Genomic DNA, 12,176 nt, shown 5'->3' on the forward strand with positions numbered 1-12,176 from the left:
AAGGGAAGATATGAGAAAAATTTTATTACTTTTAATTACTGTTATTGGTCTTTTTGCTCTTTCGCAAGATGCAAATTTGACCTCAGGCACTCTTGAAAACGGACTAAAATATTATATTAAAGAAAATAGATTGCCGGAAAATAAGGCATATTTTCAGCTTGTTGTACGCGCAGGCTCTGCGGATGAAAAGCCAAGCGAGCTTGGTTTAGCGCATTTTGTTGAACATATGGCATTTAATGGGAGTAGGGACTTTAGTAAAAACGAGTTGATACAAAAACTTGAGAGTTTAGGCGTGGCATTTGGTGCCGATTTGAATGCCTATACGACTTATGATTCTACGGCTTACATGCTAAATATAGAGGTAAACGAGCGAAATTTAAAAGATGTTTTTTTGGTTTTTCATAACTGGATGGATGGAATTAACTTCGATAAAGATGAGCTTGATAAGGAGCGCGGGGTAATTATAGAGGAGGATAGGTCTAGAAATACTCCTGAATATAGGCTTTATAAACTACATTGGGATGATTTACTGGAAGGGAGTATCTATGCTAGTAGAGACCCGATAGGTGATATGAATATAGTAAGAAATGTTAGCGTAAGCCAGATGAAAGACTTTTATAATAGGATGTATCAGCCTAGACTTATGGAATTTGTGGCTGTAGGAGACTTTAAAAAAGATGAAATTCTAAACTGTATAAAAGATAGTTTTTCTTCTGTTAAAAATACGAATTATTATACTAAAGAAAACAGAACTATACCTGCTAAAAACGGACTTAATATCTACAACTATGATTCAAATGAAACCGCTGAAAATTCTATTAAAATTTCATTTTTTGATAAATTTTCACCAAGACAAACTGAATCGCAAATTCGCAAAGCGATTATAAATCTATATATTTCAAATTTGATAAATACGCTTTATGAAGAGAAAACAAATAGAGAAAATTCTATTCAAAGAGCGGTTTTTACAAATATGCCGATTCAGGCGCAAAAGACAATGTATAGCTTTGATATGAAAATCATAGGAGATGATCAAGAGGACTCTATAAAAGATATGTTAAGCGTTATTAACGGCATAAAAATTCATGGATTTAGCCAAAGCGACTTTGATGATGAGAAGAAAAATTTAATCAATATCATCAATAATAGATATCTGCAATCAAAGAGTAAAAAATCAGCCGATTATCTAAGCGATATAGTCTATGCACTTGAGCTTGGAAATGTGATTTTAAGTGATATTGATAGCAGGAATTTAAGTCTTAAAATTTTAAACGAAATAACTCTTGATGAGGTTAATGCTGAATTTAGACGAATCTTGAGCCTTTATGAAAAGAGCGTCAGTATATTTAGTTCTAAAGGATATAGGCTTGGTAAGGAGAAATTTGAACAGCTTGCAAATGATATAAAGCCATATACATCTCATCTTAAAAGCTTTAAATTGCCTTCAAAACTGATAAATAAAGAGATAAAACCAGGCAAAATTATCTCAAAAAAATTTGATGAAAAGCATAAAATTTGGAGTTATACTCTTGAAAATAATGCTACTGTGATTCTAAAAACTCTTAAAAATGAGAAAAATTTAATATCTTTCGCGGCTGTTAGTAAAGGAGGTGTCTCAAATCTTGCCAGACCTCAGCTAGGAGAGTTTGCGACCACACTTTCAAACGAAAGTGGAGCTGGAGAGTTTAATAACTACCAAATAAGTAAAATTTTAAACGGAAAATACTTAAGCTATCAAAAGCGAATAAGCTCTTTATCTCATGGATTTTACGGCAAGAGTAGCACTGGCGATATAGAGTCTTTAGTGGAGGCTATATATCTTGAGTTTAATTCCCCAAGAGTTGATGATGATATGCTAAAAAAGATTAAGACCAAAAGAATAGAAGATCTTGCTAAAAGAGAGTCTTTGCCGAGCTATAAATTTTCTAAAGAGTTTAGCGAATTTTATTACAACGGCAATGAGCGTAAAAAGCATTTTAGCAGAAGCGATATAGAGGCGGTTAAATTTAATGACTTAAAAGATATAGTAAATGATAAATTTACTAACGCTTCACCTTATGCATTTATTTTTGTTGGAGATTTTAAAGAGACCGATATGGAGCCGTTTATTAAAAAATACATAGCTACCTTGCCTGCTAAATTTAATAGCGAAAATTTTATAGATGACGGCGTAAGGGGTTTAGATGGAGTTCATAAATTTGAGCGATTTTATCAGACTTCAAATCGTAGCGATGTGATAGTAAAGATGAAAAACGTTCAAAATGAGTATTCTAAATTTGATTTAATAAAAATTTCTGCTCTTGGAGAGGTGCTTAAAATGGCGCTTAGAGAGAATATACGCGAAGAAAAGGGTGAGACTTACGGAATCTCTTTGAGTACTAGACTAAATAAACATCCTTATATTCATTCAAGAGTAGAAATATCGTTTACGACTTCTCCTCAAAAACTTGATAGCGTTCTTGATGGAATAAAAAAGACGATATCAAATTTAAAGAGCGAAGGTGCGCTTGATAGATATATTCAAAGCTATAAAAAATCTACTATTTTAAAGCTAAAACAAAAATATGAACAATCAAGCTTTTGGCTAAATGCGATAGTGTCAAACAAAATATATGACAATGAGATATTTAGCATAGACGAATATGAAAAATTTGTTAACATGATAACAAATGAGGATATCAAAAATGCAGCTAAGCTATACCTAAAAGAAGATAATATGATAATAGGTATAAACAGTCCTATTAAGTAGAGATAAATCTAAAGTTACGGCGCAAATTTAACGCCGTAACTGATATTATATTTTCTTTGATCTACTTAGATCCTCGGCCCACATACATCCCAAGCGGTCGCCTAGATCGCAAGCTTTTTGAAAGAGATTTTTTGCCGTTTTTAAACTGTCAGGCGTTTGTTTTTCAAGATGAAAAGAACCGACTACGGCACAAGAGTGAGCATCATTAAGCTCGCAAGCTTTTACTAAAAGTTTCATTGCATTTTCTTTATCAATCTTTGTTCCTTCTCCCATATCTTGCATTCCGCCAGCCATTGAACAGCTATGCTTTTGTCCTGCTTCGCAAGCCTGAAGGTATAATGAAAATGCTTTACTGACATCTTTTTTAACGCTTTTGCCTGTATGATACATCAACGCTACTTGCTCGCAACCTGCAGCGTTTTTATTCATACAAGCTGTGTTAAATTTTTCAAATGCACTTGCATAATCGGCATTTTTGTATGCTGCTAAACCGTCTTCAAAATCACCTGCAAAAACACTTAAGGATAGCAGTGCAAATGCTAAAATTTTTTTCATAAAAATCCTTTAAATTTAATAATATGCTATTTTAACATATTTTGTTACTATTGTGCTTAAAACGCATATTTGGGTATTTATAAATTTTTATTGTTTAAGGCTTTTTCAAGATCTCTAAAATTTGGCATAATTGAAGCGATAAAATCATAAAAACTCTTTTTATGATGTGGATATATTAGATGTGTGAGCTCATGAAGCACTACATATTCGATCAATTCTATTGGTTTTTCTATCAAATTTAGATTCAGGTTTATATAGCCTTTGCGAGAGTTACAGCTACCCCATCTGGTTTGCATATTTCTGATTACGATTCTGTTTATATCTTTACCAACGAATGGCCTAAATTTCTCTATCAGCCCATAAAAAATCTTTTTGGCCTCATCTTTTTTATACTTTTCGAGCCTTTTTAAGCTCGGAGTCCAAATTTCTTTATCAACTATTTTTATGTTTTTTATATTTTCATCAAATTTGAGCTTATAAGCCTTACCAAGTAACCTAAATTCATCACTGTTTGGCAAATTTTCTAAAATTTTGGAGTGAGTTTTTTCTATCCACTCTGTATTTTTATTCAGTATTTCAAATGCCTGCTTTTGGGTGCAAAAATACGGTAATGAGAGCGAAATTTTACCTGTTTTTGAAATTTTAATGCGAATTGATTTTATTCTTTTAAAATTGAGCGTAACATCAAATTTATCAAATTTTATACAAGTCGTTTTGACTGCCATTTTCTACTCTTCCATCGCCATGTATTTACAAGTCCTCTTAGCCACTCATCGGCTACAAACCCTATCCAGACTCCTATTATGCCCATATTTTGCATGATTCCTAAATAGTATCCAAGTGGCAAGCTAACACCCCACATAAATATAGCTCCCGTGATTAGTGGAAATTTCGCATCTCCGCTTGCCCTAAGAGCATTTACTATCACTATATTAAAAGTTCGTCCTGTTTCAAGAATTATCGATAGTGTAAATAGCGGAAGCATTATCTGTTTTAGCTCGTCTGTTAAATTTAACCTGTTCATAATCTCATCTTTTGCAAAATAGGCTATTAAAACAACGGCTAAGGTTGCTATAAAACCTAGCTTTAACGCTCTAAAAGTCTTTATATAGGCCTCTTCAAATCTCATTGCACCTACTAAATGTCCGACGATAACCTCGTTTGCTACGCTAATGCTGGCTCCGCATAGAAGTATTAATAGAGTTATTTGAAAGTATATTGTTTGCACGTTTAAACTGGCCTCGCCCATGCTTGCTACAAAGCCAAATGCGACCATATATTGCGCCATCCATAATAGATTTTCACCAGCGCTTGGAATCCCGATAGATAGAATTTTGCGCAGGATATTAAATGGCAGGGTTAGAAGCATTTTTATATAAATTCTTACCTTTGCTATTTTGATTAAAATTATAAATAGCACGATAACGCCTGCTAGTCGTCCTATGAGCGTAGAAATTCCTACTCCGTAAAGACCGTAGTTTGGTAGTCCAAACCAGCCAAATAGCGCGATAGCATTTCCAATAAGCGTAATAACGTTCATTAGTAACGATACAAGCATAACCGCTGTTGCGAAATTATACACTCTTAAAACAGCCGCCAGCACCATACCCATTCCGTCGATAAATAGTGCAAAACCTAAAATATGTAGGTAGCTGTAGCTCTCATCGAGTAAATTTTCAGGCACTCTTAATATTTCAAGCACCAAGTATCCCTGAAAATATAAAAATGTAGCCGCAACTATCCCAAAAATCGTATTAAATGTAATGCTTGCATGCACTATTCTTGTAGCTAAATTTTTATTCTTTGCGCCCAAGGCTTGAGCTACCACGACCGAACAGCCGACGCTTAAAAAGCTAAATATGGTCATGAAAAGATCCATGACCTGATTGCCCGCTCCCATTGCACCAACCAGATGAATGCTTACCTTTGTAACCATGTATGTATTTATGATAAGTGTTACAAAATGTAAAAACATATCTAAAAATATGGGAAGTGCGAGCTTTCTAAGCGACAGGTTCATAAATTTTTCACCTTTAATATATCAATGCAAGATTTCTAAAAATAACTGTTGATTATATCAGAATATAAATTTAATAGAATTTATATTTCACAAATTTAAGACAAAAGCCTTGCTTATAGCCTTTTTTAAATATCTTATAACAATAGCTAGTATAATTTTCTTATTAGTTTACTTAAGTATAATTTTTAAAATTTTCAACTTAATGGATGTAAAAATGGAAAAGAAAAGTTTCACCTCTCGCTGGGCTTTCATCATAGCCTGCGTCGGATCTGCTGTAGGTATGGCCAATGTATGGGGGTTCCCTTATAAGGTCGGCACAAATGGCGGTGGAGCGTTTTTGCTCATATATCTATTCTTTGTTGCCATATTTTCTTATGTCGGTCTTTCTGCTGAGTATGCTATAGGAAGACGCGCAAAAACCGGTACTCTAGGCTCTTATGAATTTGCCTTTAACACTCGCGGGCTTGGTAAGATTGGAAAGATCGTAGGCTGGATACCGCTTGCAGGATCCATGTGTATAGCCATAGGTTATGCCGTAATCATCGCTTATGTTTTAAAAGCACTGTTTCAAGCCGTAACAGGCTCTTTGATGAGTGTCGATACAAATACTTGGTTTGAATCCTTTGCGTTAAGTAGCTATTCGGTTATCCCGTTTCACTTCATAGTTGTTGCAGGCACGCTTTTTACCTTATTTTTTGGAGCCAAAAGTATAGAAAAAACAAACAAGATTATGATGCCTCTATTTTTTATCCTATTTTTTATTTTGGCTATTAGAGTTGCTATGTTTGATGGTGCGTTCGAGGGGTATAAATTTATATTCAAAGGCGATTGGGGCAAGCTAAGTGATCCTATGGTGTGGGTGGCGGCGATGGGGCAAGCATTTTTCTCGCTTTCTATTACGGGTTCTGGAATGATAGTTTATGGCGCTTATCTTTCTAAACAAGAGGATGTTGTGGATTCTGCTAAAAAGACGGCTATTTTTGATACTATCGCCGCACTTGTTGCAGCGCTTGTGATGATACCTGCTGTTTTTGCTTACAAAATGGATCCCGCTGCGGGACCTGGATTACTTTTTGTAACACTACCTAAAATTTTACAAGATATGCCTGGAGGGCAAATTTTTGCCATTATCTTATTCACTGCCGTAATCTTCGGGGGCATCAGCTCTTTACAAAATATGTTTGAGGCTGTAGCTGAATCCATAATGCACAAATTCCCTAGCATCAAGCGTGCTCCAATGCTTATAGCTCTTTGTATCATATGTTTTGGAATAGGCGTAAATATGGAGGCCATATCAAGCTGGGGGCCTTGGATGGATTTTGTCTCTATCTATATTATTCCAATCGGAGCGGTTATCGGAGCGGTATCTTGGTTTTGGATAATAAAAAAAGATGAGATTATGGATGAGATAAACATGGGCGCAGCTAGGAAGCAGGGCGATCTTTGGTATAACATAGGTAGATATATTTATGTTCCGATGGCTCTTACACTTTGTATAATTGCGCTTAGTAAGCAAATTTCATTTTAATCAAGGCTTTTTGTGGCGTTAGTCGATCTAATAGATGTAAGTAAAAAATTTGGTCCAAACGAGATATTAAATCAGGTAAATTTTAGCGTAAATGAGCGCGAGATAATCGCTATCATAGGTAAAAACGGAAGCGGAAAAAGCACGCTAATGAAGCTTGTGGCAGGAAGCTATGAGCCTGATGTCGGCAGGCGCGTAGTGCAAAACGGCATAAAGGTTGAGATGCTCGCGCAAAATCCAAATTTCAGCGAAGGCGCAAGCGTAAAAGAGACGCTAAATTTGGAGCTTAAAGAGATATTTGACGCCAGAGACGAGTATGCCGCAGTCCTTGAAAAGCTTGCAAACGATCCAAACGATAAAGAGCTTCACGCTAGACAAGATGAGCTTATCAAATTTATCGAGGCAAAAGACGGCTGGCAGATCGAGCGAAAGATCGAGCAGGTTTTGATCGAATTTAAGTTAAAAGAGTATGAGGATAGGGTGGTTGCTAGCCTTAGCGGTGGCGAAATTCGCCGTGTGGCACTCGGTGCGCTCATACTTAAAAAGCCCGATGTGCTCTTGCTTGATGAACCGACAAACCACCTTGATGTCTATATGGTGCGCTTTCTTGAAGAGATGCTTAAAAGCTCGAAGCAAACTATCGTATTTATAAGCCACGATCGCTATTTTATCGATGCTTTGGCGACCAGAAGCGTTGAAGTTGAGGAGGGCAAGCTTCGTAGTTTTGAGGGCGGATATGCTAACTATCTAGCCAAAAAAGAGGAAATTTTACTCTCTTTGGCCAAATCTCACGAGACCTTGCTAAAACAGCTTAAAAGCGAAGAGGAGTGGTTAAGGCGAGGTGTCAAAGCAAGGCTAAAGCGCAACGAAGGGCGCAAAGAGCGCGTAATGCACATGCGTGAGGAGGCTAAGAAAAATCCGGGCGTCATACGAAGAGTAAGACTTGAGCTTGAGCGAGCGAGTAAAAATTTCAACCAAGCTCACTCGACAAACCGCAAGAAAATGCTGTTTGAGATTAAAAATTTAAGCAAGAGCGTTGGCAGTAAGGTGCTGTTTGAAAAATTTGATACGCGAGTTTTGCAAGGCGAGCGTATCGCCATAGTCGGGCGAAACGGAAGCGGTAAGAGCACCTTGCTAAAAATTTTGCTTGGACTGGAAAAGCAAAGCGGCGGCGAGATAAAGCGCGGTGATGTTAGGATCGGCTACTTTGATCAGGCAAGAAGTGCTCTAAGCGATGAAAAGAGCCTGATCGAAGTCTTTTGCCCAAACGGTGGCGATAGAGTGCAGGTGCGCGGGAAAAATATGCACGTTTACGGCTATCTTAAAAATTTTTTGTTTCCAAAGGAGTTTTTGGATAAGCCTATCGGCGTGCTAAGCGGCGGCGAGAAAAACCGCGTCGCGTTAGCGCTACTTTTTACAGGCGAATATGATGTGCTCGTGCTTGATGAGCCGACAAACGACCTTGATATAGCTACTATAAATATCTTAGAAGACTACTTGCAAAGCTTTGAGGGGGCTATCTTGCTGGTTAGCCACGATAGATATTTTGTGGATAAAATTGCATCTAAACTTTGGGCTTTTGAGGGCACTAAAATCGAAGTGGTGCATCAAGAATACAGCGTCTATCTTGAACTTGAAGACGAGCTTAACGAGCTTGATAAATTTGAAGCGCAGATGAGTGCGGATAGCGAAAATTTAGCCGAAAAACAAAAGAGTAAAAGCAGAAAACTAAGCTATAAAGAAAATCAAATTTTGCAAAATCACCCTGATAAAATCGCTGCTTTAGAAGCTCAAATTTCAAAGCTAAACGAAGGGCTTAGCGATCCAAATGTCTATCAAAAGATAGGACTAACAAAGCTTTATGAAGAGCTTGAAGCGGCTAAAAAAGAGCTTGAAATTTTAGAAGAAGAGTATTTTGAAGTTTTAGAAATTGCTGAAAATTTGGATAGTTAAAAAAGGAGCGCTTAGCTTCGCTCCTAAATTTAAATTAGCAAGAAGGTACGTTGCCACTATCTTTTGCATAGTGGATCACAAAGTCGCAGATGTCAGGTTGAAATTTCTTAAACTGAGGACCTTTTAAGAAGTCTGCTGCGCCTGGATATTTTTGTGAATACTCTTTTATAAGTCCTTCTGCGCCGTTTTCGCAAAGAGCTTTCCACTCGGCTATAGTGTGCTGAGCGGCAAAAGCGTCGCCTTTAATGCCCGTAGCGTCTTTCATAAATTTAAGATATAGCTTTTGTCCGCGCGCATGATCGGCTGAAGCGCTACTTACTGTTAAGCTTAGACCAACTAGGGCGGCAAATGCTATGGATGCAAACTTTGTTAGCATTGAAGCTGATGTTTTTTTGTTTAAGAACATATTTTCTCCTTAAATATATTTTAGTTGTTTATTCTAAGATAAAAACTTAAATTTTTGAGTATGAAATCATATCTTAATATTTGGTAAATAATATGTGACTATATCACATATTAATCAAATAACATAATGATACAATTTTATACTTTCTTAAAATATTAGTGTAATCTAAAATTTTAAAATATAAAAATTTAAAATAAATATTAACTCAAAGGAGCGCTTTATGGACTCAAACAAGATTATTGATGAGGTTCTTGAAGAACTTGAGAAAGAGGGTCATAAGATAAGTCGTCGTGATGCGATGAAACTTATAGCGATGTCCCCTATAGCTGCTGGTGTGTTTGCAAATACGGTAGCCACTACTAATGCCGAAGCTTCTTCTTCTGCAACAGGTAAAATTGTAATAGTTGGAGGTGGATTGTCAGGAATTGCTACAGCCGCAAAGCTTTGCAAAAAGCTAAAGAATCCAGACGTAACTATTATAGAGCCTAATCCTATTTCGGTATCTTATCAGGCTGGACAGACTCTTATTTCCGCAGGTGTTTATAAGAAAGAAGATATTATATATCAGACAAAAGATTATATGCCAAAAGACGCTAAGTGGATACAAAAAGCCGCTAAAAATTTTGATCCGGATAACAACAAAGTAATTTTAGAAGATGGAAGTGAAGTTTTATACGACTATCTTGTTGTGGCTATGGGCGTTACTCTTAACTACGGTGCTATTGAAGGATTGGAAGGTGAGATAACAACCCTAGGCAATAGCGATGTCGTTCGCAAAAAAATAGGTAAAAATGGCGTATATTCTCTTTATTTTGCAGATGGTTCCGTGGATACTTATGAAGGAATCCAAGATATCATAAAACAAGCCAAAGAAATAAAAGGAGGCGAGAAGCTGCAGCTTATATTTACAGACTCTCCTACAGCCATTAAATGCGGTGGCGCTCCTAAAAAAATAATGTATATCGCTCACGATCTAATAAAAAAAGCTGGAGTTAGAGATAAGGTAGAGATGCTATTTTATACGAATAGCGATAAATTATTTAGCGTTCCAGAATATGCCGAGGCTATTGAAAAACAGTATAAAGAGCGTGATTTTAAGTGGGATTTTAAAACAAGGCTTGTTGCCGTTGATACTGAAAATAGAGTTGCAACTCTTGAAAAAACTTGGATGGAAAAGGGTGAGTGGGATAAAGATTTAGAAGAGTATGAGATGATCAAAAAAAGTGAGAGAATCACTAAGAAATTTGATTTCCTACATATAGTACCGCCTCAAAAAGCCCCCGATGCGGTAGGCAAATCTCCACTAGGTTCACCTGCTAGTTGGGTTCCTGCCCATAAAGAGACGCTTCAGCATATAAAATATCCAAATGTATTTGCGATAGGAGATTGCGCTGCCGTTCCTTTAGGAAAGACAGGTGGAAGCGCTAGAAAACAATACCATGTTGTTGTTGATAATTTAATAGCCGTAATGGAGAAAAAAGATAAACTGCCTGCAGCTTATGACGGATACACTGTTTGTCCGTTTATAACAAGCATAGGCACTGTTATGTTTGCGGAATTTGACTGGTCTGGCAAGCCTGCGCCTTCATTCCCGCTTGATCCTACGCAGGAGCGTTGGCTAATGTGGTTACTTAAAGTTTACCTAATGAAACCAATGATATATCACGGAATGCTTCCGGGAAGAATTTAAATAAAGTAAAACATAAAAATATTATTTTAAAAAAGGAGAATACATGCGTTTAAAATTTGTTGGTGCTATTGCACTCGGTGCGGCTTTATTATTAACCGGTTGCGCAACTGGCACATCGACTATGTCATCTTCTGCAGCCGCACAAGCTATAGCGACTAAGCCTACAGAGGCTGTTCAATCTTTAATAAACAAGCATAAGCTTGAAGTAGTTGATTATAAATATATTAGAAGCAAACTAGGTAGCGGTATGAGAGGTGCGACCGAGGCTTTGTTTATAGATGCAAGACCTGACAGGCACTATAACGCTGGAACAATACCTTCTAGTATTCAAATTCACGATACGGACTTTAAAGATCACGTAAAGAGAATAGATGGCACTCCAAAAGATAAAGAGATAATAGTATTTTGCCAAGGCTGGGATTGCGCAAAGAGTCCTAAAGTAGCGGCGATGTTAAAAGAGGCTGGATACAAAAATGTAAAACTGTATCAAGCAGGCTATCCTGAGTGGTCCAAAAAAGACTATATAGAAGTTAGTACGTCTGTCGTTAAAAACGCATTTGATGCCAACGGAGCACTGTTGATAGATGCTAGACCTTATGCTAAATTTATGGCGGAGTCTATACCTGGAGCTATATCTATAAATGACACAGACATCCCTACTCTTATGGGACGTTTTCCAACAGATAAGAATACTCCTGTAATAACATTTTGCCAAGGATATGACTGCAAAAAATCTCATGTAGTGGCTCAAAAACTGGTTTCGCTAGGTTATACAAAAGTTTCTAACTACTCAGCTGGTCTTCCTGCATGGAAGCAAGCCGGGTTAAAGACTACTAAAGGCGGAGAGGAGAAATCCGCTATAGGCGGAGCTGTAACAAAATTAAGTAAACCGTTTATGGGGCCTATTAAAAAAGGACTAGATGAGGGTTCTGTAGACGGCGCTTGGTTTGTGGAAAACTATAAAAAACTTCCGGCCGGCGTAACAATAGTTGACGTAAGAAGAAGCGAAGAGAGAGCTGCTGGATTTGTACCCGGCTCTTTACATATATCTATTGAAGAGAATGATACAAAGGCATTTTTGTCTAAACTTCCTGATACATATGTGATATTCCACTGCTCTGCAGGTGGACGCTCTCTTGAAGCTTATGGAAAAGCTAAAAAGGGAGGCTTTGAAAAAGGCCTATATATCGATGCGGCAGTAAAATGCAAAGGTAAAGAATGTACATTTACTCCAAACGAGCCATTAGATCCAACTGACTGGTAATAAATCTTAGCCGT

Annotated in this window: 9 protein-coding genes; 5 read left to right on the forward strand and 4 right to left on the reverse strand. The window is 37.0% G+C overall.

Annotated features, from left to right (window positions below):
- Positions 1–10 precede the first annotated feature (10 nt).
- A complete protein-coding gene (locus tag CDOM16189_RS01520; RefSeq protein ID WP_169973781.1) occupies positions 11–2,749 on the forward strand; it encodes a M16 family metallopeptidase in 2,739 nt (912 codons plus the stop codon).
- Positions 2,750–2,794: 45 nt separating this feature from the next.
- On the opposite strand, the gene CDOM16189_RS01525 is transcribed toward CDOM16189_RS01520, so the two are convergent.
- The 3 genes from CDOM16189_RS01525 to CDOM16189_RS01535 form a co-directional block, all read right to left on the reverse strand.
- On the reverse strand, positions 2,795–3,304 hold the full coding sequence (locus CDOM16189_RS01525; RefSeq protein ID WP_169973783.1) for a tetratricopeptide repeat protein: 510 nt from the start codon (positions 3,302–3,304) through the stop codon (positions 2,795–2,797).
- Positions 3,305–3,381: 77 nt separating this feature from the next.
- Positions 3,382–4,029: a M48 family metallopeptidase gene (locus tag CDOM16189_RS01530; RefSeq protein WP_169973785.1), complete on the reverse strand. Its 648-nt coding sequence runs from the start codon at positions 4,027–4,029 to the stop codon at positions 3,382–3,384.
- Positions 4,005–5,324: an MATE family efflux transporter gene (locus tag CDOM16189_RS01535; RefSeq protein WP_169973787.1), complete on the reverse strand. Its 1,320-nt coding sequence runs from the start codon at positions 5,322–5,324 to the stop codon at positions 4,005–4,007. The genes CDOM16189_RS01530 and CDOM16189_RS01535 overlap by 25 nt, the downstream gene beginning before the upstream one ends.
- A gap of 214 nt (positions 5,325–5,538) precedes the next feature.
- Here CDOM16189_RS01535 and CDOM16189_RS01540 point away from each other — a divergent pair, with 214 nt between their 5' ends.
- Both CDOM16189_RS01540 and abc-f read left to right on the forward strand, forming a co-directional pair.
- A complete protein-coding gene (locus CDOM16189_RS01540; protein WP_169973789.1) occupies positions 5,539–6,852 on the forward strand; it encodes a sodium-dependent transporter in 1,314 nt (437 codons plus the stop codon).
- A 12-nt stretch (positions 6,853–6,864) separates the two neighbouring features.
- Positions 6,865–8,802: a ribosomal protection-like ABC-F family protein gene (abc-f, locus tag CDOM16189_RS01545; RefSeq protein ID WP_169973791.1), complete on the forward strand. Its 1,938-nt coding sequence runs from the start codon at positions 6,865–6,867 to the stop codon at positions 8,800–8,802.
- A 34-nt stretch (positions 8,803–8,836) separates the two neighbouring features.
- Here abc-f and CDOM16189_RS01550 read toward each other — a convergent pair whose 3' ends face one another.
- Positions 8,837–9,208, reverse strand: a complete 372-nt coding sequence (locus CDOM16189_RS01550) for a hypothetical protein (RefSeq protein WP_249321453.1) — start codon at positions 9,206–9,208, stop codon at positions 8,837–8,839.
- Between the two features lie 220 nt (positions 9,209–9,428).
- Here CDOM16189_RS01550 and CDOM16189_RS01555 point away from each other — a divergent pair, with 220 nt between their 5' ends.
- Both CDOM16189_RS01555 and CDOM16189_RS01560 read left to right on the forward strand, forming a co-directional pair.
- Positions 9,429–10,898 carry an NAD(P)/FAD-dependent oxidoreductase gene (locus CDOM16189_RS01555; protein ID WP_169973793.1) on the forward strand — a complete coding sequence of 490 codons (1,470 nt, stop codon included), beginning with the start codon at positions 9,429–9,431 and terminating at the stop codon, positions 10,896–10,898.
- A 43-nt stretch (positions 10,899–10,941) separates the two neighbouring features.
- Positions 10,942–12,162, forward strand: coding sequence for a rhodanese-like domain-containing protein (locus CDOM16189_RS01560; protein WP_169973795.1), 1,221 nt, complete (start codon positions 10,942–10,944; stop codon positions 12,160–12,162).
- Positions 12,163–12,176: the final 14 nt, after the last annotated feature.

This window comes from Campylobacter sp. RM16189, from assembly GCF_012978815.1.
GTDB lineage: Bacteria > Campylobacterota > Campylobacteria > Campylobacterales > Campylobacteraceae > Campylobacter_A.

Bases quoted from the DNA above. Each gene is read 5' to 3' on its own strand.
- CDOM16189_RS01535 (WP_169973787.1), bottom strand. From the start codon at position 5,324: ATGAACCTGTCGCTTAGAAAGCTCGCACTTCCCATATTTTTAGATATG.
- CDOM16189_RS01550 (WP_249321453.1), bottom strand. From the start codon at position 9,208: ATGTTCTTAAACAAAAAAACATCAGCTTCAATGCTAACAAAGTTTGCA.
- CDOM16189_RS01540 (WP_169973789.1), top strand. From the start codon at position 5,539: ATGGAAAAGAAAAGTTTCACCTCTCGCTGGGCTTTCATCATAGCCTGC.
- CDOM16189_RS01530 (WP_169973785.1), bottom strand. From the start codon at position 4,029: ATGGCAGTCAAAACGACTTGTATAAAATTTGATAAATTTGATGTTACG.
- CDOM16189_RS01555 (WP_169973793.1), top strand. From the start codon at position 9,429: ATGGACTCAAACAAGATTATTGATGAGGTTCTTGAAGAACTTGAGAAA.
- CDOM16189_RS01520 (WP_169973781.1), top strand. From the start codon at position 11: ATGAGAAAAATTTTATTACTTTTAATTACTGTTATTGGTCTTTTTGCT.
- CDOM16189_RS01525 (WP_169973783.1), bottom strand. From the start codon at position 3,304: ATGAAAAAAATTTTAGCATTTGCACTGCTATCCTTAAGTGTTTTTGCA.
- CDOM16189_RS01560 (WP_169973795.1), top strand. From the start codon at position 10,942: ATGCGTTTAAAATTTGTTGGTGCTATTGCACTCGGTGCGGCTTTATTA.